The organism is Sporosarcina sp. FSL W7-1349, assembly GCF_038003045.1.
Taxonomy (GTDB): domain Bacteria; phylum Bacillota; class Bacilli; order Bacillales_A; family Planococcaceae; genus Sporosarcina.
Genome location: NZ_JBBOOK010000001.1, coordinates 1,797,389 through 1,823,434, shown reverse-complemented (window position 1 = coordinate 1,823,434; position 26,046 = coordinate 1,797,389). Strand labels below are relative to the sequence as shown.

The window sequence follows — 26,046 nt, the reverse complement described above, 5'->3', positions numbered from 1 at the left end:
CAGAGATTAAGGCACTTTCGGTACTGAGAGAACAGTGGTGAGGCGCTATCCTTATGTCCTTTTTATCCAGTTAACGGTTTGCCTTTTGAAGAAGTCAGCTTGTTTTCCTCCTTAGAACAATCAGAAATCTTGGTTTCGATGCCATGCGCAAATGATTTACATTACAAGGAAGAAACGAGAGGGGTCAAATGATGAGAAAACTACTATTTCCAATGATTCTTGTAATCGCTTTCATGATGATGGCGGCATGCGGAGGGGACGGGGAAAGTGCGCAAGCCGGCAAGAAGGAAAACTTGGTTGTCTATACGGCCATTGAGACGGACTACTTGCAGGACCATCTGGATCTGTTTGAGAAGGAGCACCCGGACATCAAGCTGGATTTGGTCCGCGATTCAAGCGGAATCATCATCTCACGCATATTGGCCGAGAAGGATAATCCGAAAGCGGATGTCATTTGGGGGTTGAGTGTGGACAGCTTGATCATGTTCGATGATGACGGCATGTTGGAGGGGTACAATCCGGCCGGCTATGAAGATTTGATTCCTGAATTTACGGATCAGAAAAATGATCCGATGCATTGGACCGGGATTGCTGCCTATATGACCGCCATTGCAGTGAATACGGCGGAAATGGAGAAGAAAGGGTTGCCGATTCCCGAGTCGTATGCAGATTTGATCGACCCGCAATATAAGGGGCTTATTTCGATGCCGAACCCGGCTTCCAGTGGAACCGGATTTTTGACGGTGGCTGGTTTGTTGCAGATGTTCGATACGGAAGAAGAGGGCTGGGAATATCTTGACAAGCTCCATGATAATATCGGCGTGTATACCCATTCCGGCTCTAAACCGGCCGTCGAAGCGGCAACTGGCGAATTTCCAATCGGTATTTCATTCGACGGAAGGGCCATTAAGCAGGAAGAGAGCGGGGCCCCACTTGTGACCATTTTCCCGAAGGAAGGTTCGGGCTGGACGTTAGAAGCCAATGCCCTTATGAAAAAGGACAATGTTAAAGATAGCGCGAAAGTGTTCCTCGACTGGGCGAACAGCCGGTCAGCCATGGAAAGCTATAATAAGCAATTTGCCATTACGGGCATCGATTTAGGCAAGACTCCACCGGCCAGTTATCCGGATGATCCGATGGGGCAATTGCTAGAAAATGACCTTTATTGGGCAGCTGACAACCGGATTGAGATCGTGGATAAGTGGATTGAAAAATATGACGGCAAGAGTGAAGCGGAATAAGGCCTGGCTGTGCTGAAATTTGCGGGGGAATGGCGGTGATAGATGACCTAGCCATCCCCTTCGACCATCTGACACTACACAATGAAAGGGGAAATTCAAATGGAGTTTCTAAGCGTAAAGAATGTCAGCAAAACATTTGGAAATTTTACAGCGCTCAATGATATCAATATTTCAATCCAAAAAGGAGAGTTCGTTTGTTTGCTCGGTCCGAGCGGATGCGGCAAGACGACACTGCTCCGGCTGATTGCTGGTTTGGAAGAACCGAATGTCGGCTCCCAAATCGTTATGGATGGAAAGGATATCACCAAATTGCCGCCCGCGAAGAGGGATTTCGGTATCGTTTTCCAATCCTATGCGCTTTTCCCAAATATGACTGTTTTTCAGAATGTGGCGTATGGATTGAAAATAAAAAAGCTCTCCAAAAACGATATCCGGGAAAAAGTGAAGGAAGCATTATCCATTGTCAACTTAGCCCATCTGATGGATAGGTACCCGGGACAGCTGTCGGGTGGACAGCAACAGCGTGTCGCGTTGGCAAGAGCACTCGCCATCTCCCCAAGTTTTCTACTGCTCGATGAACCGTTATCTGCTCTGGATGCCAAAGTGCGAGTGAAACTGAGGATGGAGATCAGGGGCATCCAAGAGAAACTTGGCATCACGACGATCATGGTAACGCATGATCAGGAGGAAGCGTTGACAATGGGCGACAAGATTGTCGTCATGAACAATGCGTCACTCGAACAAGTCGGGACGCCACAGGAAATTTACGAGAATCCGGCAACTCCGTTTGTCGCGGACTTCATCGGGACGGTCAATCAGTTCCAAGGGACCGGTTCGTATGTAGCTATCCGTCCTGAGCATATTACGATTTCCCGGCAGCCTAAAAAGGGGGCGATCCAGACGACGTTACGTGCGCTTGAGTTCAGGGGCAGCTCCTACCGGCTTTATATGGAAGTGGAAAATGGAGGGCCTTACCAATTTGAAGATGAGTATCTGATGTCCGATATCCCGACAACTGCAACCCGGGGGCTCGATATCCAAGTCGGCCAAGTGCTCTATGCGGAACTCCCCGACCATCAATTGATCAAGTATGGAACAGAGACTCACGCCGAGGGAATGCCGAATCTTTCCCTGGCTAAAGTCCTTTAATCAGGAAAGGAGGGAATCCATATGAATGAAGACGCTATAAATCCGGCCATGCCGCAAGTGATAAGCAAGAAAAAAATCAAGCAGAAGACAAGTGCGGTGGATCTACTGCAAAAGCTGCTGATCGTCCTCGTTGTTCTTGGGCTTGTCGTGGCGCTGATCTTTCCTTTGATCCAGTTAGTCATTGTGTCCATGCAGGACCGGAATGGAGATTATATCGGCCTAGACAACTTTGTGAAGTACTTTACGACGCGCTCCCTGATCCAGCCGTTGTTCAATACATTGTTTGTCGCCAGCGTGACGGGAGTCATTTCGGTAACGCTCGGATTCTTTTATGCCTACGCCTTGGTCCGCACCGATATTCGCTGGAAATCATTTTTCAAGTATGTTGCCTTCATTCCGTTATTTGCACCGACCATGATGTACGGGATCGGCCTGGTGAATTTATTCGGAAACAATGGACTGATTACAACCGGTTTTTTTGGATTGTTCCAAGGGGTGGATATTAACCTGTATGGGCCGGTCGGGATTATCATTTCCTTGATTTTCTATACGTTTCCGCAAACGTTCCTATTGCTGATCATTTCATTGGCGAATACGGATTACCGGCTGTATGAGGCGGCGGATTCGTTTGGGGCAGGCACCGTGCGTAAAATGTTTTCCGTGACGCTGCCGAGTGTGAAATATGGTCTGTTCAGTGCGTTCATCATTGGTTTTATTTTGAGTTTCACTGATTTTGGAGCTCCTATTGTGGTAGGCGGCGATTATAAAGTGATGGCCGTTGATATTTATCAGCAAGTTGTGGGGCAGTTCAACATGTCTATGGGTGCAACAGTTGGAGTAGTATTGATCATCCCCGCGGTCATTGCGTTCATCGCGGATCGGATTGTCCAGCGCAAGGAAAGCTCGGGGATTTCCTCAAAATCGGTCTCTTACAAAATAAAACCAAATAAATTGAGAGACCGTCTGTATTTTACATACTGCCTTGTGATGACGGGAATGATCTTCGCGTTGATAGCGGCAGTATTGGCTCCTACATTCGTAAAATACTGGCCTTACAATTTTACGTTCACGAGCGAACATTACACGTTTAAGAATGTCATCGGCGGATTCCAACCGTATTATAATAGCTTGTTCATTGCGTTGGCGACGGCAATTATCGGTACTTTGATGGTGTTTTTCGGAGCCTATCTTTTCGAGAAATCCCGCTTCATGAAGACAACGAGGCAAATCGGATATTTCTTTTCCATCATTCCGTTGGCATTGCCAGGATTGGCAATCGGTCTGGCGTACATCTTCTTTTTCAACCAAGCGGAGTTTGCCATCCCGTTCACGAATATGTCAATTCCGAATCCGCTGAATGGGCTATACGGGACGATCTGGATCCTGGTGCTAGCGAATCTCATCCACTTCTACTCGGTCAATTTCTTCACAGCGACGACTGCGCTGAAGAAGCTGGATAAAGAGTTTGAACCGGTGTCGGAGTCGATGAATATCCCGTTCTATAAAACGTTTACGAGAGTGACGCTGCCGATGTCGCTTCCCGCAATTTTGGAGATGATGGTCTATTTCTTCGTCAATTCCATGACGACCATTTCGGCGGTCATTTTCTTGTACGCACCGAGCACGCGTCCGGCATCCGTTGCGATTGTCGATATGGTCGGGGCGGGGGATATGTCTGCCGCCGCTGCCTTGGCAGTCATCATTCTGTTAACGAATGTACTCGTCCGTTTCGGATATGAATTCTTAACGAAAAAAATAAGGGATCGTGCGAACGCGTGGCAAAAGTGAATTAGGCATGACGGGAACGGGTTCGAAAGCCGTAGGAGAGGAAGGTCTTCGGATTGGTACTGCTTGCATTTCTGCTCGTAATATTTTCTGGTTTACTGCATGCGTTGTGGAATTTATTTGCAAAGAAAAGTGTCAGTAAAATTACCTTTCTCTGGTCGATCCATATTGTGTCTTTCATTTTGCTATTGCCCTATTTTCTTTGGAAAGTGCCGGAACTCCGCTTGGACGGTGATGGGATTCTGCTCTTTCTCGCTTCAATGCTGTTCCAGATATTTTATGTATTTAGTCTGATAACAGGCTATACGAAAGGGGAATTATCTGTAGTCTATCCAGTACTGAGAGGAAGCGCTTCCCTAATTATCCCGGTTGCGAGTGTACTGCTGTTCAAAGAGACATTATCTTTCTGGGGCTGGATTGGTTTATTGCTCATCTTAAGTGGTATTTTGGCAATCAGTGATTTTCGGCTGAAGATGGACCGGCAAACCCGCATCTCCATTTTCATAGCGATCGGGGGAGGCTTTTCAATTGCGGGCTATACGCTGAGCGATAAAGCTTTACTTGAATTCATGGGCCCTCTCATGATCATTCAATTTCAAAATTATATTTACGGGGTTTCTCTTTTATGGGGAATCGGCGGCTTTGGGCAATTAAAGGAAGAGTGGAAAGTAAACTGGAAGATCATTCTTCTCGGAGCACTGTTCGTGCCGGGCGCCTATGCGCTGTTCCTGTATGCGATGCAACTCGCGCAAGTCGCTCAGCTCGCACCGTTGCGGGAGATCAGCATCGTCTTTGGGGCTATTCTTGGAATGCTGTTTCTTAAAGAAACGCAAGGGAAGCGCAGAATTGTCAGTTCGTTAATCATCGTTTTGGGCATTACTGTGTTGGGGTTTTTAGGTTGACAGGATGGAAGCATGAGGAAAGGAGTCGACGGATTTGATTCGAGAACAGGGTTTTTTACGGACGGAAGGCGATGTTAATTTAACAGAAGGCCGGAAGGAATGGCAACGGAATCATTTGAGCGCCGAAGCATTCAGGCTGCTTGAGGAAGACCAGGCATATTTTTTACAGCAATCGCTTTCCACCCCTTGCTTAAATGTTATCGGGAGAAGCTACGACATTTATATAGAAGACATTGATGGACGGAAGTATATGGATTTCCATGGAAATAGCGTCCACCAGGTCGGTTATGGTAACGAATCAGTTATCCGGGCGATCAAGGAGCAGCTCGATATTCTGCCTTTCTCACCGAGGCGGTATACGAACAAGCCGGCGATTGAGCTGGCACGGAAGCTTGTAGAACTTGCTCCTGGAAAGTTGAATAAAGTGCTGTTCGCACCCGGAGGGACGTCTGCAGTCAGCATGGCGCTGAAACTGGCTCGCAAAGCGACGGGCAAGTTCAAGACGGTATCGCTCTGGGATTCATTTCACGGTGCGTCGTTGGATGCGATCTCCGTCGGTGGAGAAGCTCTTTTTCGCGAAGGGATGGGGCCTTTATTGCCGGGGAGTCTCCATATCATGCCGTATAATTCCTACCGTTGCTTTTTAGGGGGGAGTGCGGAGAGTGCGACGAAAAGCCTGGACTACTTGGAATATGTCTTGGAAAGGGAGCGTGATGTCGGTGCAATCATCCTAGAGCCGATCCGATGCACCGATGTGCAAATCCCGCCAAAGTTTTATTATGAGAGGCTGCGGCGCATTTGTGACGAGCATGGGACCTTGTTGATCTTTGATGAAATTCCGACGGCGCTCGGTCGTACCGGGAAGATGTTCGCATTTGAGAACTATGACATTCTCCCTGACATCGTATTGCTTGGCAAAGGACTCGGAGGAGCAGTCTTTCCGATGGCAGCCATGCTCGTGAACGATAGTCTCGATGTTGCGGAAGAGATTGCTCTTGGACATTTCACACATGAAAAGAGTTCGGTCGGATGCGCCGCAGCTTTGGCGACGCTTCAATATATGGAGAAGTATCAGCTACTCGAGAGGAGTCGGACGCTCGGTGTATACATGAAAAGCAGGCTCGAAGAAATGAAGGAACGTTTCCCGGTAATTGGAGACGTCCGAGGAATCGGACTGCTGTACGGAGTAGAGCTCGTAAAGGACCGAGGGACGAAGGAAAAGGCACTGACGGAAGCGGAAGCGGTCATGTATCACTGCATGGAAAAGGGACTGAGCTTCAAGGTGTCTCAAGGGAATGTCCTTACCCTTGCACCTCCGCTAGTCATTACAGATGTGCAGTTGGAAGAAGCGATGGATATTCTGGAAGAATCGATTAGGGAAGTTTGCGGTTCACTTACAGGCCGCTGATTTCATACATTTGTCGACTGTCGACGCCACGTGAGAATTCGAATTGAGGGGGAATACCCATGCGTATTGGTGTGCCAAAGGAAATTAAAAACAATGAAAATCGAGTTGCTATGACGCCGGCAGGAGTTCTGACGTTGCAGTCGGCGGGTCATGAAGTAGTCATTCAGACGGGAGCAGGCCTAGGTTCGAGTTTCACAGATGAAGAGTATGCATCGGCAGGGGCCAAAATTGTTGAAACGGCCGCCGAAGCGTGGGATGCCGATATGGTAATGAAAGTGAAAGAGCCGATCGCTTCCGAATATGGGTATTTCCGTGAAGGGATGATTTTATTCACATACCTGCACTTGGCGCCGGAGTTTGAGCTAACGAAAGCATTGGTCGACAAAAAAGTGACAGGCATCGCGTACGAAACGGTACAACTTCCGAACAATTCATTACCGTTATTATCGCCGATGAGCGAAGTGGCCGGACGGATGGCGACACAGATTGGAGCGCAATATTTGGAGAAGACGAAAGGCGGAAAAGGTATTTTGCTGGCAGGCGTCCCGGGCGTCTCCCGCGGAAAAGTAGTCGTCATCGGTGGCGGCCAAGCAGGTGCGAACGCGGCAAGAGTGGCAATCGGGATGGGTGCGCAAGTGACTGTACTGGATTTGTCCGTAGACCGTTTGCGTCAATTGGATGATATTTTCGGCAATGACATCCAGACACTTGTATCCAATCCGTTCAACATCGCGGAATCGGTGAAGGAGGCGGATCTTGTAGTAGGGGCCGTCCTTATCCCAGGGGCGAAGGCGCCGAAACTCGTTTCCGAAGAGATGGTGAAATCGATGAAGCCGGGATCTGTTCTTGTAGATATCGCGATTGATCAGGGCGGCATCTTTGCCACATCCGACCGGGTAACGACACACGATGATCCGGTCTACGTCAAGCATGGGGTCGTTCACTATGCTGTCGCAAATATGCCGGGTGCTGTCCCGCAAACCTCCACGACGGCACTGACGAATGTGACGGTTCCATATGCGTTGCAAATCGCCAACAAAGGCTACAGGCAAGCATGCTTGGACAATCCCGCACTATTGAAAGGAATCAATACACTGGCTGGGCATATTACGTACGGGGCGGTTGCGGAAGCACAAGGACTGGAATACGTTTCAGCAGATGAGTTGCTGTCGGAGCCGAGTTTTGCGGTGAACCGCTAACGGCGAAGGTTCTATCGATAGATAGCGCAAATGACGGAAACATTCCAAGGTGTTGAAACAACTTTCGTTATCTAGCCTTGGAAACGAATTATCGAAATTTGCATGATCGGAGCAGTTCAATAACTTGGCTTGGAATATACTTATACGACAAAAAACCGTTAAGTCCATTTGGAATAACGGTTTTTACTTATCTTTTCTAGACAACCCCATGTGTGTTACGGGAATTTAATTGCGTGAATCTGTCATCCCTGCAAATACTCCTTCACCACCAGCGACACGACCTTCCCTTCCGCGCGTCCGCCGACTTCTTTCATAAACAGCCCGACCGCTTGTCCCATTGGCATGTCTTTCGTGATGCCAAGTGATTGGATGAGGGCTTTTAATTCGTCTTCGGTCAGTTGTTTCGGCAAGTATTGCTCGATGATGGCGATTTTCGCCTGTTCGGCTTCCACGATGTCGTCCCGGCCTGCCTTTTGCGCTTCTTCCAACGATTGTTTTGTCTGTTTCAGCTCGCGTTGGACGATCTTGATCTCTTCTTCCTCCGTCAATTCGCGTTTCTGTCCGATTTCCTCATTTTGTAGGCCAGCTCGCAGCAGATTGACGACGCCTTTCTTCGTCTGATCCTTCTCTTTCATCGCCGTTTTCATGTCGGCGAGCAACCTTTCTTTCAGTGTAGCCATCGTCTGTTCCCCTCATTTCTTTTTTATACTGGAACATTATACAAGATATCTTCGGATTTATTCAGCAATAAACTTCATCCTATCTAGTTTAGCCCGTCCGCATCGGAATAAAACCATAGGAGGAATACAATCCATCCAAGCCGAATAAGAACGAATAAGGAGGGATGAGATAATGACATCCATTCAACAGGAAAGTGCGGAAGTGAAGCAAGGGCAGCTGATCGAAACGCCGGTGAAAACGATATTCAAGAAGTTTGCGGACCAGAAAGACGTGTCCCTTGTCTATGGCGAGCCGGTCGAACTGGGTTTAAAAAAGGTCGTTCCGGTTGCCAAAGTGAGATACGCAGTCGGAGGTGGAGGCGATGGTTCGGGTGGCGAAGGAGGGGGCGGTGGTTTTAAAATCACTCCCGTCGGCGTTTACGAAATCACTCCTGAAGACGTGAAGTTCAAGTCAACACGTGATTTGAAAATGATTGTGGCCATGACGGTTTGTACTTTGGGGTTATTTTGGGTTTTGCGGATGTTGAAGAAGTAAACCATTTTTGAATGGGGTTAAAACTAAATATCTCGCCAATCCTCCATTAGGTTCGGCGAGATTTTTTTGTTCCTATATGTCATGATTGGGTGTGCGAGGTTCTATCACCCAACCCGCTTCGCACTCTTCTCCAAATAATCCACAATCCCCATCGCGCTGACATCCATGTCGAGTTTGATCATCTGATATGCTCGATGGTCGTCGGGAATGCCGAGTTCGCGGAGATGGGTGCGAGTCCGTTTAAATAAGCGCTCAGCTAAGGCTTCGTGGCCTTCCTCATTGGCGGCTGATGTTTTGGCCTCTTCCATGAATACTCTGAGCCACTCGGAAACTTGTTGCAATGTTTCATTCGGCGTCGTGTTTGCTCCGAAATGACCGAAGTAGATGACGTCTAGATTTTTCGCCTTGAAACGGTTGATGGACTGCTGCATCTTGTCCGGGTCGAATTGGTTTGGCGAAGTGGACGGCGGGAAGAATTCCACTCCGTCTTGGATCAGCGGCGCATAGCGGATGCCTGCCGTGTCGCCGATGAACATCCCGTTGCTGACTGGGTCGTAAATGCCAATATGGTGATTGGCGTGCCCTGGCGTATCCCAGAATTCCAGCGTGCATGATTCCCCAATTTTCAACGTGTCGCCTTCTGTCATCGCCAAAATTCGCTCTTCCGGAATGGGGACAACAGGGTCGAATAGTTCATCGAACCGCTCGCCGTAGACGGCACGGGCCCCAGCTACCAACCGGCTCGGATCCGCCAGATGGCGTGCGCCTCTAGGATGAACGATGGCTTTGGCGTTCGGGCATTCCGTCATGAGCAGCCCTGCCCCACCTGAGTGGTCCAAGTGGACGTGTGTTGCGATGATGTATTTAATCTGATCTAACGAGATCCCCAGCGTTTCTAATCCCTTCTTAACATAAGGAATCGACGTGCTCGGTCCTGTATCGACCAGTGTGATTTCTTCCTCCATGATGACATATGTCCCCGTGCGTTCCTCCAAGCCGAGGTCGAATCCATCCAATATGTAGATGCGGTCGTCCAGTTTGATCGGTGCTTTCTGCTGCAATTTACAAACCCCCAGTTGAATTGTTAGTTTCCATTCTTTCTTTCATTTTCGACAATTGGCAGGGTTCTCCTTGTTTTGTGACGAAAATTAGACTGTGGTAGGTCATTTAGGTTAAATGTTTGTAAAGTATTCGTTGTTTTTCAAAAAAATTAGTATAATAGATATAGCTTTTCGCATGATGCTATAGGTAGATAACAATTGGAGAGAGAGGGTATTTCGTGAGCAGTCTATTGAGCGTATTCCGAAAGAGGAAAGAAGGTCTTGTTGACACGGACAAGCCACTGTTGGTGACGATGGAGTTGGAGGCTGGGCAGATGACGAGACAGGCCACGCTGATCGGATTGTCGGAAGAGGATTTGCAAGTCCTGAAGCGTATGAAGCCGATCATCGCTTTGCACTTGCCGGAAATGGTGGACAAGTTCTATGCGAAACTGTTGGAAGTCCCTCTATTGGAAACGATCATCTTCCGGCATAGTTCACCGGAACGGCTGATTGGGAAGCTCAGTCATCATCTGTCCGTAATGCTGGATGGGAAGATCGATGATGCGTATATCCAGCAACGGATGACGATTGCGCGGGTTCATTATGAGATTGGGCTCGATCCGCAATGGTATATCGGGGCCTTCCAGCTGTTGCAGGATGCGTTCTTGCAATGTTTGCAGGAGAAAGTGGACGACCCGCGGGACATGTACCGCTCTATGCAAGCACTTACGAAAATATTTAATTTCGAGCAGCAACTGGTGTTGGAAGAATACCATAAAAGCTATCTGAGAGGCATAGCGGAAGAAAATGCGAAAGTGCGAACGGAAGTGAAGGAGCGGATCGGGGCGACAAGCGGGGATCTCGTTACGATTAGTGAGGAAACGCAAGCATCGATGGAGGAGCTGATCGCCAGCAGCAATGAGGTGGCGTCGACCGTGCAGCAGACGAAAGAACAATCGACAGTCACGCAAGAGTTGGCACGCGAAGGCTACACGCAAATGGAATCTCTGCACGAAAAGATGATGCAGATCGAAAAGAGTGCGAATGACATGCAGCAGATTATGGGGCAGTTGGATCTGTCGTCGAAGGAAATCCAAAATGTGATTACCATTGTGCGGACGATTGCGGATCAGACGAATTTGCTATCATTGAACTCGAGCATCGAAGCGGCACGGGCGGGAGCGTACGGGAAAGGCTTTGCGGTCGTCGCGGAGGAAATCAGGAAGTTGGCGGATGAGACGAAACAGTCGATCGGGCAGATTACGGATTTGATTCAACGTAATGGCGGGTACATCGGCAACGCTTTGGACACGCTCGCGGAAATGCAGGAGCGGACTGCGGAAGGAAGCGAGGACTCGGAGGGAACGAAAACGACGTTCGAGAGCATTGTGGCCGCCATGGATGCGAATATTCGCTGCGTCACTTCAGCGGTCAGTGAATTGCAGGCGTTGGTGGCGGGCATCGGGCACATGGGACGGGCGACAGAGCAGATCGCCGACTCGGCAGACGCGTTGAATGAAACAACACATAGTTTTTAAGAGAAGACCGGTTCGAAAGAGGACCGGTTTTTCATTTCAACTGGAAATTCCAAGTTTTGCTCAACATCGGGACGGGTTCGCCGATATTAGAAATAACGAACGTTCTCAAATACAAGGGGGTATGGGAGATGGTCAGTCGGATTGGGGGAAGTCCTGTCACAGCACAGACAGGCGCAGTAGCTGACAGCACGGCGTCCAACAAGGATGTGGAAATAGTCAGCGAAATGCAAGCCATACAAGACAATCAGCAAGCGGCGGAGCAACAGGTATTGCCGCTGGAAAAAGCGAAGCAGCTAACCGAGAGCATGAACAATTTTTTGGAAAGCACAAATACCCAACTACGCTTTAAATTCCATGATCAGTTGCATGAATATTATGTGACGATTGTCAATTCGAAAACAGACGAAGTCGTCCGTGAAATTCCATCAAAGAAACTGATGGACATGCACGCGGCCATGCGCGAATTCCTCGGACTGCTCATTGACCGGAAAATCTAACAAAGGTGTGTGAAAATGTATGAGAATCAGTGGTTTAGCAACAGGAATGGACACGGAGTCAATCATCCGCGACATGATGAAGGCCCATCGGATTCCGTTGGACAAGATTACGCAGAAGAAACAATATTTAGAATGGCAGTTGGATGATTACCGGAGTATCAACCGGAATTTGTTGGCACAGAGCGACAAGTTGTTTGATACTGTCCAAAAGCAAGGGAACTATCTGCAAAAAACAGTGACAGTCTCCAATACGGATGCCGTCAATATTCGGTCACTCAATGCAACGTCTGATTTCTCGGGAACGATTGCGGTGCATCAGTTGGCGACGCAGGCGACGTTGCAGGGTGACAAAATTGGGGAGGGGGGACTGACTTCCCCGGAAGTCGACGCTAAGAAGCTTACTGAATTGGGTGAACTTGGGGAAGGTAAACTTATCATTAAAGCTCCCGGCAATAAGACAGCAGAAATCGAAATTACTAGTGAAGATACCATTGGATCGGTATTGCAAAAGATCAATAAACAATCGGGTGTCACAGCGTTTTATGATGCTCATACCGGAAAGATTGCGATGACTGCCAAGGATGGTGGAGAAGGTGAAATTGAAGTAGAAGGGAATGGAGCCGCCCTTTTGGGATTGACAACTGGGAATTCACAAAAGGGACAAAACGCCATTTTCACATTCAATGGCTTACAAACAGAGCGTCCATCCAACACATTCCAAATTAACGGCTTCGAAATCAATCTTAAGCAAGTGACGGATCCAACAGTAAAAATTACTGAGAATGGAGTAGAGAAAGACTCATTCCCAACTACCAACGCTGTAACCTTTAGCTCCGCGCCTAACACGGACAAGATTGTTGATTCTGTCGTACAATTTGTGAATGACTATAATAAAATGATCGAAGAATTGAATGCCAAACTTAGGGAGCCGAAGTACCGGAACTTCCAACCGCTTTCCGACGAGCAGAAGAAAGAGATGAAAGAGAAGGAGATCGAGCTCTGGGAAGAGAAAGCGAAAAGCGGTACATTACGTAACGATTCGACCATCTCCAGCATGCTTTCACAAATGCGGACAATCATGAGTAGTTCTGTCCAAGTTGGTGAAACCGAAAACGACAAGATGAGTCTGCGGGATCTCGGCATAACGGCTTCCACAAGTTACACTGAAAACGGGAAATTGCTTATTGATGAAGACAAGTTAAGAGAGGCGATTGCGGCCGACCCGGATAGCGTTTATAAATTGATCGGACGTTCAGTGGATGATAATGATCAGAAAAAGAACGGGATTGCTGTTCAATACCGTAAAGTGTTATTGGACGCGCAAAAAGATATTCGGAGTAAGGCGGGTCGTGCTGGTGATACGAATGATGCCTTTTCGCTTGGTAGGACTTTAAAAGATATGAATACCCAAATCGACCGGTTTCAAGACCGCCTAAAAATGACCGAAGACCGCTACTGGCGACAATTCACGGCGATGGAGCGGGCGATCCAGCGCGCGAATGCGCAATCGGCACAATTGATGAGTTCCTTCGGCGGTGGCATGTAAGGATAATGCAAGATAAAAGGAGATACACACAATGGCGATTAACAACCCATATGCAGCGTACCAGAACAACTCGGTGAACACTTCAACGCCTGGCGAGCTGACGCTCATGCTGTACAATGGCTGCTTGAAGTTCATTGCACAGGCGAAAAAAGCGTTGGAAGACGGCAATATTGAAGAGAAGAACAAGTCGGTGCAGAAGGCGCAAGCGATTGTGACGGAATTGATGTTGACGTTGGATACGTCGATGCCGATTTCGGAAAATATGATGGTTCTCTATGAATTTGTTAACAACCGGCTGCTCGATGGCAATATTAAGAACGATAGCCAGTTGTTCGACGAGGCGGCAGACATCATCACTGAATTCCGTGATACCTGGAAGCAAGTGATTCAGATTAACCGGCAAAAACAATATGCCAATGTGGATGAAATATGATTCGTCCTGCACTTACCGCTTGGCGTGATGTGACGGAGCAATTACTGGTCGCCACCCGACGGAACAGCGAGGCGGAACGCGACGAGACAATCGTGGAAATCGAAGGTCTGCTGGACAAGCGGGACAAGCTGCAGCCTCACATCGCCGCTCCGCATTCTCCGGAGGAGGCCGCCTTCGGGAAAGAACTCGTGGTGCTCGAACAGCAGGTCCAGCGTGAACTTGCCGCGTTCCTCAAGCAAATCCGAAACAATATCTCCGAGACCCAGGCGAAAAAAGACAATATGAACAGCTACGTCAATCCCTATAGCAAACTTGGGCGAGACGGCGCTTATTATGATACGAAACAATGAAGTTCGAAAGAGATTTTTCTCTTTCGGGCTTTTTATTTTTGGACGATGTGGGAACTATGCGGTACTTTGTCGTACTTCTCACAACAATGCTTGGAATCCATACCCATTCATCCTCACCCTGATGACAACCTTCATAACCATTCTTACTTACTGAAGAAAACAACTAATTTAGAAATGAAATCTCTTAATATTCCAATAATTAGGCTCTTCATCCTATATGAATGATTATTCATTCATGATATATTTTACATACTTTATTATTCTGATATATCTATCGAGGGAAGGGTGAGTGAGGGTGTCGATTGTTCAATTAAAAGAAAGTGATTGGCTTCAAAAGAATAGGATCATGGCAGCGGGATTTCTGATTGCATCGGGGCTTGGTCTGTTGGCACAATTTGTACAGCGGTCGAATCAGGCCATCATCTTATCAGTGGCGATTCCGTTTGTTCTGGCAGGGCTTTTTTACCTTATTAGTCTTCGGGTGAAAGTGATTTTCCAGACTATCCCCTACATCCTGCTTCTTCTAAATTTTTGTATCACGTTAGGTGTCATTTTTCTATCAGAGGCGAATTTGGGGTCCATCGGCATCATCATTCTTTTGCTTATCGTCGGATCGATCCATGGCGTGTTCAAGATTCTCATTTTTGGCTATATGCTGAGTTTCATCGCACTTCTGCTCAATAACCGGTATTTCATTGAACCCGGCTTGGTGGAGGGGAGCGGGTTAAATCTACTGATCTTGCATTTCCTGTCGGGGGTCATTCTGTTTCTCTTGGTCCGGCAAAACCGGCGGATGTTCATACGTATCGAGGCGTTGGTCACCATGACGGAGAAGAAGGCTAAGGAAGAGGAAGCACATGTACAGCGGTTGGACGAGGCGGTCGGCAACATCACGGCGAACTTGGCGCAACTTCGAGCCGGGGCGGAAACTGCCTCGGATTCGCAACGTGAAATGCTGTCTGCTGTGAATGAAGTGAGCGCGGGCACCCAGGAACAGACAGACCATATTACGACTATCGCGTTGAATGCGGAGCACACGCATGAGGCGGTGCAGCATATAACGGCAGGCTTGGAGGAGATTGTTGGGCAAGCCGAGGAAGCAGGGCGAAAAGCGGATGAAGGGTCAGCTCAAATGGTGGAAATAAAGGAAAGCATCGACTCGTATTCTGTATTCTTCGACGAACTTACGAAAACATTCGAAATTCTGTCCGAGAAGATTGCGGAGACGAACGGGTTCGCGAGTTCGATCAAGGAAGTCACGGAGCAGACGAATTTGCTGGCGCTGAACGCATCCATTGAGGCGGCACGTGCGGGGGAGCATGGAAAAGGGTTCTCGGTCGTGGCCAGTGAAATCCGGAAACTGGCAGGTATGACAGCCGGAACGTTGACGAAAATAGATACGAATCTGGCAGAGGTGAACCGTTACAATGCACTAGCTCTGTCGAAGATTGAGGAAGGGGCGCAACAAGTTGCCATGCAGATAGCAATTTCCGAGGAGTCGAATCGCTCGTTTGGGGCTTTATTCGAAACAATGGGGACGTTACGTGAGGAGTTATCGGAATTTCTCCAAGGCTTTGGTAAAATCAATGAGAATAGCAACGAGATTCGCGAGCGGACACAACAGTTCGCGGCAATCATGCAACAGAGTACGGCGATGATCGAGGAGTTGAGTGCAACGTTAACCGAGCTGACGGAAGAACAGCAAAGAATTGCACGATATATCCAAGGGACGCATGAAGAGGCGGTACGGATCCGAGAATAAATCAAGGGGTTAGATGAACGAGCGCGCTCTTTAAAAAGATTGATGCAGAGTGTGTCCATGGAAGAATTAAACGCGGTATAATAACCAAATCATTTCCATGCTAGAGAGGACACTAAACGCACCCGAAGCCTATTGAAAATTTAAAAAATGGGATAGTATCTGTTATACTGGGGGCAGATGTACAATAAGCTAGGGAACGGAGTGTGATCTATGCTTTATAAACGTACCGAGTATTTCAGATATACGTTCGGCGAGCCGCTGGAGGCCGAATTCCGGATTCTCAAGGCGGAAGGGCAGTCGAACCCGGGCGAGTGTAAGGTGCTCGATCTCAGTCCGGGCGGGGCGAAATTGTATTCGACGTATGATATCCCGGTTGGACAGAAGGATGTACGGTTGTCGCTGAAGTTCACGGTCTATAATTATCCGCTGGACATCTCTGGGAAGGTGCTCTGGAAAAAGCCGTTCAATCAAGGCCATATGTACGGGTTCGAATTCGAAGAAGACCGGAAAATTGGTGAGTTGATCGTCGGAGAATTGAAGTTGCGACGACGTGCCGAAGCAGATTCCGAACGGTGACGAATCGCGCTAGCAAAGGACGGGCAGTTTATTCAACAATCCGTCACACTTCGACATTTTTTAGAAAAAGGGCGAGTTTTTTAAAAGGGTTTACCGGGTATCATGTAGAAGTAAAGATTATCGGTAAATAAAGGAGGAGTTCATATGCTAGACTTTAACATCCGCGGTGAAAATATCGAGGTGACTCCAGCAATTCGCGAGCATGTGGAGAAGAAGGTCCAAAAGCTTGAAAGATACTTCACAGAAGGCGCGAACGCAACAGCCCATGTTAATTTGAAAGTGTATAATGATAAACAGACTAAAGTGGAAATTACCATTCCGATGAAAAATTTGACACTCCGAGCAGAGGAACGTCACGACGACATGTACGCGGCGATCGACTTGATCGTCGACAAGCTCGAACGTCAAATCCGAAAATATAAAACGAAAGTCAACCGCAAATTCCGCGAGCGCGAAGGCGTCGCCGCTTTCTTTGCATCCGTTAGCAATGACAAATCGAACGATGCTCCGGCGCAGGCAGAAGAGGACGCAGAATTTCCGATCGTCCGCACGAAGCAATTCGATCTGAAACCGATGGACCAGGAAGAAGCGATTTTGCAAATGAACATGCTCGGCCACAACTTCTTCATCTTCACCGATGCAGAATCCGATGGGACGAACATCGTCTACAAACGCAAAGACGGCAAGTACGGTTTGATTGAAACCAACTAAATAGCAGTGTTTGCAATCCCCCGGACAGTGTGGTTGTCCGGGGGATTGGTTTTGAATTGGGGCGGTGTCGGTGTGTGACGACTGGCACGCTTACCTCTTGACTGCTCTCATTTGCATGGGGCTTTTCGCAGTGTTAAAATGAAGGGTGAACTAAATGAGGATGTGACCTATAAATGCTTGGCGTGTTAAATAAAATGTTTGATATGAATAAACGGGATTTGAAACGCCTGGATAAGGTAGCGGACCAGGTTGAATCGCTCGCCACGGAGATGGAGCGCTTGTCAGATGAACAGCTGACGGCTAAGACGGAGGAGTTCAAAGAACGGATAGCGAAAGGCGAAACGCTCGACAATCTCCAAGTCGAAGCATTTGCGGTCGTCCGCGAGGCATCGCGGCGGGTGCTTGGAATGTATCCGTTCCGTGTCCAGCTCATCGGGGCTGCGGCTTTGCATGAAGGCAATATCGCAGAGATGAAAACCGGGGAAGGGAAGACGTTGACGTCGACGCTTGCGGTTTATTTGAATGCGCTAGCAGGCAAAGGGGTCCACGTCGTAACGGTGAACGAATACTTGGCGAGCCGGGATGCGACGGAGATGGGACAGTTGTACGAGTTTCTTGGGCTGTCGGTCGGTTTGAACTTGAACAGTCTGTCGAAAGAGGAAAAACGCGAAGCGTATGCGGCAGATATCACATATAGTACGAATAACGAGCTCGGCTTCGACTATTTGCGCGATAATATGGTGCTGTACAGTGAACATAAAGTGCAACGACCGCTTTTCTATGCTGTTATTGACGAAGTCGACTCGATTTTGATTGACGAGGCGCGGACGCCGTTGATCATTTCCGGGCAGGCTGCGAAATCTGCGGAATTGTACCGGTTGGCGAACCGTTTTGTCATTTCCTTGAAAAAAGATGAGGATTATTCCTACGATGAATCGACAAAAGGCGTCGTGTTGACAGAGGCGGGCATCGAGAAGGCGGAGAAGGCGTTTTCGATCGATAACCTTTTCGATTTACAGCATGTTTCGCTGAACCATGCGATCAGTCAATCGTTGAAAGCTCATGCGAGTATGCACATCGATGTCGATTACGTCGTCGAAGAGGGCGAAGTCGTCATCGTCGATTCATTTACAGGACGTCTGATGAAAGGCCGCCGTTACAGTGACGGTTTGCACCAGGCGATTGAGGCGAAAGAAGGCTTGGAAGTTCAGAATGAGTCGATGACGCTTGCAACGATCACGTTCCAGAACTTCTTCCGGATGTATGAAAAGCTGGCCGGTATGACCGGGACGGCGAAGACGGAAGAGGAAGAATTCCGGAATATTTACAATATGAATGTCATCGCGATTCCGACGAACCGTCCGATTGCGCGGGATGACCGGGCGGATTTGATTTACGCGACGATGGACGGAAAGTTCAAGGCGGTCGCGCATGATATCAAGGAGCGGCATGAGAAAGGCCAGCCGGTTCTTGTCGGGACGGTTGCGATCGAGACGTCCGAAATCATTTCAAAATACTTGACGAAATTCGGCGTGAAGCATAATGTATTGAACGCGAAAAACCACGGTCGGGAAGCGGAAATCATCCTGGAAGCCGGGCAACCGGGCGCCGTGACGATCGCGACGAACATGGCGGGCCGGGGGACAGACATCAAGCTCGGCGACGGTGTTCAGGAACTTGGCGGTCTGGCGGTCATCGGCACGGAGCGACATGAGTCGCGCCGGATCGACAACCAGCTTCGTGGACGTTCCGGGCGTCAAGGGGATCCGGGGATCACGCAGTTCTATCTATCATTGGAAGACGAATTGATGCGCCGTTTCGGTTCGGATCAAATGAAAAACATGATGACAAAACTCGGAATGGACGATACGACCCCAATCCAGTCTCGAATGGTGTCGAGATCGGTTGAATCGGCACAGAAACGGGTAGAGGGGAATAACTTCGATGCGCGGAAGCGTCTCCTTCAATACGATGATGTCCTGCGTCAACAACGGGAAATCATTTATAAGGAGCGGAATGAAATCCTCGAATCCGACAATATCCGCGGTGTGCTTGAGCAGATGTTGGCGAATGTCATCGACAATGCGGTAGCAATCCATACGACCGAAGAGAAGCCGGAAGATTGGAATTTGAAAGGTTTGGAAGACTATCTAGGTGCGAATCTTCTACCGGAAGGCCGTTTGACAAAGGCCGATATGGAAGGGAAATCGGCTGAAGAGTTGAAGCAACTGATCATAGATGCCGTGACAGAGCGTTACGATGAGAAGGAAGCAGAAATGTCGGAAGAGCGCATGCGCGAATTCGAGAAAGTCGTTCTGCTACGCGCCATCGATACAAAATGGATGGACCACATCGACGCGATGGAACAGTTGCGCGGCGGGATCCATTTACGCGCCTATGGTCAGACTGATCCGCTCCGTGAATATCAATCGGAAGGGTTTGCAATGTTCGAAGAAATGGTATCTGCGATCGAAGCTGACGCGGCGAAATATGTCATGAAAGCGGAAATCCGCAATAACCTGGAACGCGAGGAAGTCGCAAAAGGGCAGGCCGTCAACCCGAAAGAGGACGGCGAGCAAGTGAAGAAGAAACCGGTACGGCGTGCGGTGAACATCGGACGAAATGATCCATGCCCATGCGGCAGCGGGAAGAAATATAAAAACTGCCACGGCAAAGCGTAAGCGGCCGGGCAACCCAATTTCAGGAGGAAACTGTAATGATTGAATTATCCGATGTACGAAACGAGTTAGACAAAACAGCTAAGAAATTAGCGGACTTCAGGGGGTCTCTTTGACTTAGAAAACAAAGAGGCACGTATCCAGGAGCTCGACGAGGTAATGCTGGAGCCGGGATTCTGGGATGACCAGGACGCGGCGCAGAAAGTCATCTCCGAGTCGAATGGCTTGAAAGATATCGTCGGCGATTTTAATGAATTGAATGACGAACAGGAAAACTTGGAAATGACGCTCGAATTGCTGAAAGAGGAATTCGACGCCGATCTCCAAGAAGAACTCGGGACGGAATTAAAGGAGTTCAAAACGAAGGTCGAAGCGTTCGAGCTGCAAATGCTTTTGAGCGATGAATACGATAAAAACAACGCGGTGCTTGAAATCCATTCCGGTGCGGGCGGTACGGAGTCGCAGGACTGGGCGTCCATGCTGCTGCGGATGTACACACGCTGGGCGGAAGACCAAGGCTTCAAGGTCGAGACACTTGATTACCAAGCGGGCGACGAAGCAGGAGTCAAATCCGTCACATTGTCCATCAAAGGGCATAATGCGTACGGCTATTTGAAAGCGGAAAAAGGCGTTCACCGGCTCGTGCGGATTTCCCCGTTCGACTCGTCGGGCCGACGCCATACGTCGTTTTCATCGATTGAAGTCATGCCGGAATTCGATGGTGACATCGATGTGGAAATCAAAATGGAAGATGTCAAGATCGACACATACCGTTCCAGCGGCGCAGGCGGACAGCACGTCAACACGACAGATTCCGCGGTGCGGATGACGCATATTCCGACAGGGGCGATTGTGACGTGTCAAACCGAACGTTCGCAAATCAAAAACCGGGAACGCGCGTTGAATTTATTGAAAGCGAAAATTTATCAGATCAAATTGGAAGAAGAGGAAGCGCGGTTGCTTGAAATCCGGGGCGACCAAAAAGAAATCGGCTGGGGCAGCCAGATCCGTTCCTACGTATTCCATCCTTATTCCATGGTAAAAGACCATCGGACCAACGCCGAAACCGGAAACGTCGGCGCGGTCATGGATGGAGAAATCGATTTATTTATTAATGCATATTTGCGTTCCAGAATTTCTTGATGAAAAAGTGCACTTCGGTGCGCTTTTTTCATTTTCCGCGGTTAACTTGCGGAAAGTGGGGAATAGTGAAGTGGAAAGGACTTTGCCGAAACCGAAAGTCATTCTCGTTTGTCATGGATTTGATAAAATTCGGACGGTCGGCCGACGGGAATCGATGGTGGGTTTTGGTATACTTAAGGTTGTAGCACATTATTTCACAATAGGAGGTCACAACATGAAGAAAAAGCTGTTAGCAATGATGCTCGGCGCTGGACTTGTCCTTGGGGCATGTGGCGGCGGCAACGATGACAACGCAGGTGACACGAACAATGATGCAAACACAGGTACGTCCGGTGGCGGCGAAACCGCTTCGGCCGACGCTGAGGCTCTTTACAGCAAAAGCTGTATCGGCTGCCATGGCGGTAACTTGGAAGGTGCGAGCGGACCGAAGTTGAGTGATGTAGGTTCCCGTCTATCCGAAGAAGAAATCCACACAATCATTCTGGAAGGTAAAGGCAACATGCCTCCTGGTCTTCTTCAAGGTGAAGAAGCGGATGCTGTAGCGAAATGGCTTTCTGAGAAGAAATAATACATGTGATCCCCTACCCGCAATCGGCTTCGGCTGATTGCGGTTTTTTCGGTGTGCCCGGCATGGGCTATAACTTGGTGGTGAAAGTCCACTACAGGCTTGGCAGTAGGAACTGTTAGCTTAAGGCAAGGGTGTCCACCGTGAGGTGGAATCTGAAGGAAGCCGGCGGCAAAATCCCGAACCGACGGACAGAAACTGCATATGAGGCTGAATTGGAACGGACGAGTTTGCCGTACAAAACAAAGTCCAATACTGCCCGAGTTCCATACAGTAAATGCAGCGGTTACATGGGAGGAAGGTTATAGCTCTTACCCGGGGAGGTCTTACAGGGGTTCCCGACAAGAGGGATGGAATATCCCACAGGAACAAACCGGTCAGTGATGGCAGGTTGAACTGTAAGAAGTCAGCAGAAGCCATAGTAGTCCATAAGGACGAAGGGCTGAACAATAATAATCCTGAAATGAAATGGAGGTAAAGACAGTGCAAAGACCACAGAAAACATCGGCAGATGGCTGGCCGCAAAGGGATAGGTTGGAAACCGAAGAATATGCGGGAGCGTGCAGTCCTGTCTTTACAGAAATGGAGCGACAGGATGGTATCGATTTGATTGATAAAGTAGTCGACATCAACAACCTCTTTAACGCTTGTAAGAAAGTGAAGGCAAATAAAGGGGCGCCGGGTGTCGATGAAATGACAGTAGATGAACTTTTAGGTCATGTAGCCAAATACCGAACCCAACTTATTAGAAAGCTGAAAGACGGTTCGTACGAACCACTGCCAGTAAAACGTGTTGAAATTCCAAAGTTAGATGGGTCAATGCGAAAACTCGGCATACCGTGTGTACGGGATCGAATGGTTCAACAAGCCATCTATCAGGTGATTGGTAAAATCATTGACCCTCATTTTTCGGAGAGGAGCTATGGTTTTCGTCCAAAACGGAATCAGCATCAAGCCATTAAGCAATCCATCACATATTATGAACAAGGTTATAGAGTGGTAGTCGATTGTGATTTAAAAAGCTACTTCGACACCATTAATCATCAGAAGCTGATGGAATATCTAAAAGAGTTCATAAACGACAAGATTGTCCTAAAGTTGATATGGAAGTTTCTAAAGAGTGGCATCCTTGAAGATGGACTTATCAGTCCAACAGAAGAAGGTGCTCCGCAAGGTGGCGTACTCTCCCCGATTCTTAGCAATGTCTATTTGAATCAATTAGATAGGGAACTTGAAAGACGGGGGCATAAATTCGTACGATTTGCGGATGATTTCTGCATATACGTGAAAAGCAGGCGAGCAGGGGAACGTGTTTTGGAAAGCATTACAAAGTTCCTTGAACATGATTTGAAGCTGACAGTGAACCAAGAAAAGAGCAAGGTGGGTTCTCCGGTCAAACTCAAGTTCCTCGGTTTCTGCCTCCATTCCACATCTAAAGGTGTGGGTTGTAGACCACATCACTCCGCAAAAAGTCGATTCAAATCAAAATTAAAGAAAATCACCAAACGGAATCGCCCGGGCCGCTTTGACGAGATTGCCAAAGAAATCAACCAAGTGACAATAGGTTGGATAAACTACTATGGAATTGGCTTTATGAAAAGTTTTATCAAATCCATGGCACAATGGCTGAACCATCGGTTACGTCAACTGATATGGAAACGTTGGAAGAAGATATGGACAAAATACCGTCAGTTACGAAGGCTGGGAATTTTACATGAAGAAGCTTGGAAAGTATCAAATTCCCGAAAGGGATATTGGAGAGTCTCCAAAAGCGAAACTCTACATAAAGCAATCAAAGCAGAAACGCTCACCAAGTGGGGTCTGAAAGACCTGAATCACTTGTATGAGCGTCGATACTTAAGTTATTGAACCGCCGTATACGGAACCGTACGTACGGTGGTGTGAGAGGTCGGGAGCTAATCACTCCCTCCTACTCGATTGCTCATAACTTGTGTTTGGCGCTTATTTATCTGTGTTTAGCGCTCATATATCTACATTCCGCGCTTATATCTCATGGTGTCGTGCTCATACATCTACGTTCTGCGCTTATAATTTCGGAACTGCGCTCATACTCCATGGCTCCGCGCTCATAACTTGGGGTTCCGTGATCAAAACCAGGGCTGATACCTTACGTCAAGTGCCGATAATCCGTGCGGAGTGCTGTTACTTCGTGCCAAGTGCTGATACCCTGTGCCAAGTGCCGATACTTCATGCGAAGCGCTGATAACATGTGTCGAGTGCTTATTTCGTACGAAGCGCTGATAACATGTGTCAAGTGCTGATGCTTTACGCGAAGTGCTGATAACTTATACAAGGCGCTGATACTTTGCGTTCACCGCTGATAATTCGTGGCAAAGGCCGATACCTCGCGTCCAACGACGATAATTCGTGACAAGTGCTGATCCCACGCCTCCACTACCTTCCATCAATTGAAATTTCCCCATAAGCCATACGACACTTTATTCCACAAAATCACCTATAATTTTTTCATTCAATATTTTCTATTCAAGATATTATCAAAAATCGACATCGAACTGAAAAATAGCATAGGATTTCTGTCATGGTCCGGGGTTGGTAAGTTGGTACTGTGTTGTTTTCGTGACAACGAATGCTGTCGGTTTCAAATGAAATATATCTGTAATACTTACCTGTTGGCGAATCGTGCTATAATGGGCATGTTGAGTCAAAAAAAGGATTACGAATCAGGTGGTTTCAAACATGATTGTTATGAAAGATGTTTACAAGAAATACCCGAATGGTGTCGTCGCAGCAAATGGCATCAATGTCGAAATTGAGCGGGGCGAGTTTGTCTATGTCGTCGGTCCGAGCGGTGCTGGGAAGTCGACGTTCATCAAAATGATGTACCGCGAAGAGGTTCCGACAAGTGGTGAAATTCTGATCAACGGCATCAATCTTGCCACCTTGCGGAATAAGCGCGTTCCGTTTCTGCGCAGGCAGATCGGTGTCGTGTTCCAAGATTTTAAACTATTACCGAAATTGAATGTTTACGAGAATGTGGCGTTTGCCCTTGAAGTGATTGAAGAACCAGTGGACAACATCCGGACGAAAGTGAATGACGTGCTCGGCTTGGTCGGCCTGACACAGAAAGCGCGCATGTTCCCGAACGAGTTGTCGGGCGGGGAGCAGCAACGGGTTTCAATTGCCCGATCTATCGTCAATGTCCCGAAAGTGGTAATTGCCGATGAACCGACCGGAAACTTGGATCCTGAAACATCATGGGAGATTATGAAGATTTTTGAAGAGATTAATGCGCGTGGAACGACAATTGTCATGGCCACCCATAACAGGGAAATCGTCAATACGTTGCGTCACCGGGTCATTGCCGTAGAAGGCGGACTGATCACTCGGGACGAGTACGGAGGTGACTACGGCTATGAAAGCTAGAACAATCGGAAGACATTTTCGAGAAAGTATGAAGAGCTTGGGCCGGAATAGCTGGATGACCTTCGCTTCTGTCAGCTCCGTCACTGTCACCCTGCTGTTAGTCGGGGTGTTCATTGTCATCATGATGAACTTGAACCAGCTCGCGGACAATATCGAAAGCGATGTGGAAATCAAAGTCATTGCCGATCCTGCGGCTGACACTGAATCTGTTAAGGAGTTGGAAGAAAAGGTCCGGAGTACGGACGGTGTGCTGGATGTCGTTTATTCATCCCGAGATGAAGAACTGGAGAAGATGATCCTCTCGTTTGGGGATGAATTAAGTTTATATAAACAGAATAACCCGCTTGGAGACGCGCTTTATGTAAAAGCGGAAGATCCGCATGCGACAGCGGCTATCGCAAAGAAAATCGATACATATGATTACACTTACGAAGTCGTGTATGGGGAAGGCAAAGTCGAAAAGCTGTTCAGAGTGTTGAATACGAGCCGTAATGTAGGATTGGTCCTCATATTAGCCCTTCTATTCACCGCCATGTTCTTAATTTCCAACACGATCCGCATCACGATTGTTGCAAGAGGGAAAGAAATTGAAATCATGAAACTTGTCGGCGCGACCAATAATTTCGTACGTATCCCGTTCCTATTGGAAGGGATTTGGCTCGGAGTTTTGGGCTCGATCATCCCGATGGTCGTCATATCGATCGCCTATTACAAACTATATGAAAACTGGTCACCTAAACTGCAAGATGAGCTGTTTCAACTGCTTCATGTGACACCGTTCATCTTCCAATTGAACGGGCTTATCCTGTTCATGGGTGTCTTTATCGGCGCGTGGGGAAGTTTCATGTCAGTCCGTAAGTTTCTTAAAGTCTAAGCCTGAAAGAGATGCTGAAAGGGGAA

At 48.1% G+C, this 26,046-nt stretch carries 23 protein-coding genes; 21 read left to right on the top strand and 2 right to left on the bottom strand.

The genetic code is table 11. From position 1 onward, the window contains the following. The first annotated feature begins 191 nt into the window (after positions 1-191). The 6 genes from MKY41_RS09020 to ald all read left to right on the top strand — a co-directional run bounded on the left by MKY41_RS09020 (position 192) and on the right by ald (position 7,684). Positions 192-1,241, top strand: coding sequence for a putative 2-aminoethylphosphonate ABC transporter substrate-binding protein (locus MKY41_RS09020; protein ID WP_340744704.1), 1,050 nt, complete (start codon positions 192-194; stop codon positions 1,239-1,241). Positions 1,242-1,340: 99 nt separating this feature from the next. Next, positions 1,341-2,390 (top strand): ABC transporter ATP-binding protein, encoded by a 1,050-nt coding sequence (locus MKY41_RS09015; protein WP_445683305.1) that lies wholly within the window; start codon positions 1,341-1,343, stop codon positions 2,388-2,390. Positions 2,391-2,411: 21 nt separating this feature from the next. Continuing rightward, positions 2,412-4,178, top strand: a complete 1,767-nt coding sequence (locus MKY41_RS09010) for a putative 2-aminoethylphosphonate ABC transporter permease subunit (RefSeq protein ID WP_340744703.1) — start codon at positions 2,412-2,414, stop codon at positions 4,176-4,178. 53 nt (positions 4,179-4,231) lie between these two features. After that, entirely contained in the window at positions 4,232-5,077 is an 846-nt protein-coding gene (locus MKY41_RS09005; protein ID WP_340744702.1) for a DMT family transporter, read from the top strand. 34 nt (positions 5,078-5,111) lie between these two features. Continuing rightward, complete coding sequence (locus MKY41_RS09000) at positions 5,112-6,485, top strand: aspartate aminotransferase family protein (RefSeq protein WP_340744701.1); 1,374 nt, start codon at positions 5,112-5,114, stop codon at positions 6,483-6,485. Between the two features lie 59 nt (positions 6,486-6,544). Further along, positions 6,545-7,684 carry an alanine dehydrogenase gene (gene ald / locus MKY41_RS08995; protein ID WP_340744700.1) on the top strand — a complete coding sequence of 380 codons (1,140 nt, stop codon included), beginning with the start codon at positions 6,545-6,547 and terminating at the stop codon, positions 7,682-7,684. A gap of 242 nt (positions 7,685-7,926) precedes the next feature. Here ald and MKY41_RS08990 read toward each other — a convergent pair whose 3' ends face one another. Beyond that, entirely contained in the window at positions 7,927-8,364 is a 438-nt protein-coding gene (locus MKY41_RS08990) for a GatB/YqeY domain-containing protein (protein WP_340744699.1), read from the bottom strand. A gap of 172 nt (positions 8,365-8,536) precedes the next feature. Here MKY41_RS08990 and MKY41_RS08985 point away from each other — a divergent pair, with 172 nt between their 5' ends. Further along, positions 8,537-8,899, top strand: a complete 363-nt coding sequence (locus MKY41_RS08985; RefSeq protein ID WP_340744698.1) for a hypothetical protein — start codon at positions 8,537-8,539, stop codon at positions 8,897-8,899. 104 nt (positions 8,900-9,003) lie between these two features. Here the strand turns inward: MKY41_RS08985 and MKY41_RS08980 are convergent, their stop codons facing one another. Next, positions 9,004-9,960 (bottom strand): MBL fold metallo-hydrolase, encoded by a 957-nt coding sequence (locus MKY41_RS08980; protein ID WP_340744697.1) that lies wholly within the window; start codon positions 9,958-9,960, stop codon positions 9,004-9,006. Between the two features lie 218 nt (positions 9,961-10,178). Here MKY41_RS08980 and MKY41_RS08975 point away from each other — a divergent pair, with 218 nt between their 5' ends. From MKY41_RS08975 to ftsX, 14 genes are all read left to right on the top strand, one after another. Continuing rightward, positions 10,179-11,480: a globin-coupled sensor protein gene (locus MKY41_RS08975; RefSeq protein WP_340744696.1), complete on the top strand. Its 1,302-nt coding sequence runs from the start codon at positions 10,179-10,181 to the stop codon at positions 11,478-11,480. Positions 11,481-11,608: 128 nt separating this feature from the next. Further along, positions 11,609-11,977 carry a flagellar protein FlaG gene (gene flaG / locus MKY41_RS08970; protein WP_340744695.1) on the top strand — a complete coding sequence of 123 codons (369 nt, stop codon included), beginning with the start codon at positions 11,609-11,611 and terminating at the stop codon, positions 11,975-11,977. Between the two features lie 19 nt (positions 11,978-11,996). Beyond that, a complete protein-coding gene (locus tag MKY41_RS08965; RefSeq protein WP_340744694.1) occupies positions 11,997-13,523 on the top strand; it encodes a flagellar hook-associated protein 2 in 1,527 nt (508 codons plus the stop codon). Positions 13,524-13,554: 31 nt separating this feature from the next. Beyond that, positions 13,555-13,956, top strand: a complete 402-nt coding sequence (gene fliS, locus MKY41_RS08960; protein ID WP_340744693.1) for a flagellar export chaperone FliS — start codon at positions 13,555-13,557, stop codon at positions 13,954-13,956. After that, positions 13,953-14,306 carry a hypothetical protein gene (locus MKY41_RS08955; protein ID WP_340744692.1) on the top strand — a complete coding sequence of 118 codons (354 nt, stop codon included), beginning with the start codon at positions 13,953-13,955 and terminating at the stop codon, positions 14,304-14,306. The genes fliS and MKY41_RS08955 overlap by 4 nt, the downstream gene beginning before the upstream one ends. A 295-nt stretch (positions 14,307-14,601) precedes the next feature. After that, positions 14,602-16,068: a methyl-accepting chemotaxis protein gene (locus MKY41_RS08950; protein WP_340744691.1), complete on the top strand. Its 1,467-nt coding sequence runs from the start codon at positions 14,602-14,604 to the stop codon at positions 16,066-16,068. Positions 16,069-16,278: 210 nt separating this feature from the next. Then, positions 16,279-16,644, top strand: coding sequence for a PilZ domain-containing protein (locus MKY41_RS08945; RefSeq protein WP_340744690.1), 366 nt, complete (start codon positions 16,279-16,281; stop codon positions 16,642-16,644). 144 nt (positions 16,645-16,788) lie between these two features. Then, on the top strand, positions 16,789-17,355 hold the full coding sequence (gene hpf / locus MKY41_RS08940; protein WP_340744689.1) for a ribosome hibernation-promoting factor, HPF/YfiA family: 567 nt from the start codon (positions 16,789-16,791) through the stop codon (positions 17,353-17,355). Positions 17,356-17,528: 173 nt separating this feature from the next. Continuing rightward, on the top strand, positions 17,529-20,036 hold the full coding sequence (gene secA, locus MKY41_RS08935) for a preprotein translocase subunit SecA (RefSeq protein ID WP_340744688.1): 2,508 nt from the start codon (positions 17,529-17,531) through the stop codon (positions 20,034-20,036). Between the two features lie 38 nt (positions 20,037-20,074). Then, positions 20,075-21,176, top strand: a protein-coding gene (gene prfB, locus MKY41_RS08930; protein WP_340745668.1) for a peptide chain release factor 2 whose coding sequence is annotated in 2 segments (ribosomal slippage) — positions 20,075-20,146 and positions 20,148-21,176 — 1,101 coding nt in all. Because the reading frame shifts where the segments join, the coding sequence is not laid out codon by codon here. Between the two features lie 214 nt (positions 21,177-21,390). Further along, positions 21,391-21,744, top strand: a complete 354-nt coding sequence (gene cccB, locus MKY41_RS08925) for a cytochrome c551 (protein WP_340744687.1) — start codon at positions 21,391-21,393, stop codon at positions 21,742-21,744. A gap of 579 nt (positions 21,745-22,323) precedes the next feature. Beyond that, a complete protein-coding gene (gene ltrA / locus MKY41_RS08920) occupies positions 22,324-23,610 on the top strand; it encodes a group II intron reverse transcriptase/maturase (protein WP_340745601.1) in 1,287 nt (428 codons plus the stop codon). Positions 23,611-24,459: 849 nt separating this feature from the next. Beyond that, the gene (gene ftsE, locus MKY41_RS08915) at positions 24,460-25,146 is read left to right on the top strand and encodes a cell division ATP-binding protein FtsE (protein ID WP_340744686.1); all 687 of its coding nucleotides are present in this window, start codon (positions 24,460-24,462) and stop codon (positions 25,144-25,146) included. Then, positions 25,136-26,020: a permease-like cell division protein FtsX gene (gene ftsX / locus MKY41_RS08910; protein ID WP_340744685.1), complete on the top strand. Its 885-nt coding sequence runs from the start codon at positions 25,136-25,138 to the stop codon at positions 26,018-26,020. Before ftsE ends, ftsX begins: the two co-directional genes overlap by 11 nt. The last annotated feature ends 26 nt before the right edge of the window (positions 26,021-26,046 follow it).

What these genes read in the sequence shown, in the direction of transcription:
- MKY41_RS09020 (WP_340744704.1), top strand. Translation starts at nt 192, where the DNA reads ATGAGAAAACTACTATTTCCAATGATTCTTGTAATCGCTTTCATGATG.
- MKY41_RS09015 (WP_445683305.1), top strand. Translation starts at nt 1,341, where the DNA reads ATGGAGTTTCTAAGCGTAAAGAATGTCAGCAAAACATTTGGAAATTTT.
- MKY41_RS09010 (WP_340744703.1), top strand. Translation starts at nt 2,412, where the DNA reads ATGAATGAAGACGCTATAAATCCGGCCATGCCGCAAGTGATAAGCAAG.
- ald (WP_340744700.1), top strand. Translation starts at nt 6,545, where the DNA reads ATGCGTATTGGTGTGCCAAAGGAAATTAAAAACAATGAAAATCGAGTT.
- MKY41_RS08990 (WP_340744699.1), bottom strand. Translation starts at nt 8,364, where the DNA reads ATGGCTACACTGAAAGAAAGGTTGCTCGCCGACATGAAAACGGCGATG.
- MKY41_RS08985 (WP_340744698.1), top strand. Translation starts at nt 8,537, where the DNA reads ATGACATCCATTCAACAGGAAAGTGCGGAAGTGAAGCAAGGGCAGCTG.
- flaG (WP_340744695.1), top strand. Translation starts at nt 11,609, where the DNA reads ATGGTCAGTCGGATTGGGGGAAGTCCTGTCACAGCACAGACAGGCGCA.
- MKY41_RS08965 (WP_340744694.1), top strand. Translation starts at nt 11,997, where the DNA reads ATGAGAATCAGTGGTTTAGCAACAGGAATGGACACGGAGTCAATCATC.
- fliS (WP_340744693.1), top strand. Translation starts at nt 13,555, where the DNA reads ATGGCGATTAACAACCCATATGCAGCGTACCAGAACAACTCGGTGAAC.
- MKY41_RS08955 (WP_340744692.1), top strand. Translation starts at nt 13,953, where the DNA reads ATGATTCGTCCTGCACTTACCGCTTGGCGTGATGTGACGGAGCAATTA.
- MKY41_RS08945 (WP_340744690.1), top strand. Translation starts at nt 16,279, where the DNA reads ATGCTTTATAAACGTACCGAGTATTTCAGATATACGTTCGGCGAGCCG.
- hpf (WP_340744689.1), top strand. Translation starts at nt 16,789, where the DNA reads ATGCTAGACTTTAACATCCGCGGTGAAAATATCGAGGTGACTCCAGCA.
- secA (WP_340744688.1), top strand. Translation starts at nt 17,529, where the DNA reads ATGCTTGGCGTGTTAAATAAAATGTTTGATATGAATAAACGGGATTTG.
- cccB (WP_340744687.1), top strand. Translation starts at nt 21,391, where the DNA reads ATGAAGAAAAAGCTGTTAGCAATGATGCTCGGCGCTGGACTTGTCCTT.
- ltrA (WP_340745601.1), top strand. Translation starts at nt 22,324, where the DNA reads ATGGAGCGACAGGATGGTATCGATTTGATTGATAAAGTAGTCGACATC.
- ftsE (WP_340744686.1), top strand. Translation starts at nt 24,460, where the DNA reads ATGATTGTTATGAAAGATGTTTACAAGAAATACCCGAATGGTGTCGTC.
- ftsX (WP_340744685.1), top strand. Translation starts at nt 25,136, where the DNA reads ATGAAAGCTAGAACAATCGGAAGACATTTTCGAGAAAGTATGAAGAGC.